Origin of the sequence: Spiroplasma sp. hy2, from assembly GCF_044714365.1 — a bacterium.
GTDB lineage: Bacteria > Bacillota_I > Bacilli_A > Mycoplasmatales > Mycoplasmataceae > Spiroplasma > Spiroplasma phoeniceum.
The window spans coordinates 1-522 of sequence record NZ_RXFZ02000361.1 but is presented as its reverse complement, the minus strand read 5'-3'; the positions used below and the strand labels follow the sequence as shown (position 1 = coordinate 522).

Genomic DNA, 522 nt, shown 5'->3' with positions numbered 1-522 from the left:
ATTTTTKATATGCCTGTTATTGGTCGACCAATTATTAAAGGTGAATTTAATAAAAAAGTTATGAATTCAAGAGATTTATTAATGTATAACATGTATCCTTGCCCACCTGATAAAATAAATACTTATGCATCACCCGAAGTAAGTTGATATAACATTCAAGGTATTCAACCAACTATGATAACGGGTTATGAAGATTGAAAAAAAGATATGGAAAGTAGATACGACTTTTGAAATCAAAAAAATAGTGAGGGTATTGTTATAACCGATAAAGCGAGTTCAACAGCAACTAATCCTACGGTTGGTACAACTATTAAAGAAGAAAATAATAATTCTGAATTTTATTGGTCTAAAAGTTGAAAAATAACACCACCAAACAAAGTTAAAGTAAATAGTGGTAATGTTGATAATATTATTAGTACCCAAGCATCATCATATTTTAGAAGAAAAGATGAATTTGGTAATACCGTTGGACAAGTTCAAATTGAATATAATAAAATGGGTTCTTGTAATGTTTGAGATATA

1 protein-coding gene is annotated in these 522 nt (G+C 28.2%); it reads left to right on the top strand.

All coding sequences use genetic code 4. The annotated features are described in order from the left end of the window. The coding region (locus EHV01_RS06500; protein ID WP_422066747.1) for a hypothetical protein at positions 1-522 on the top strand (522 nt) is incomplete at both ends.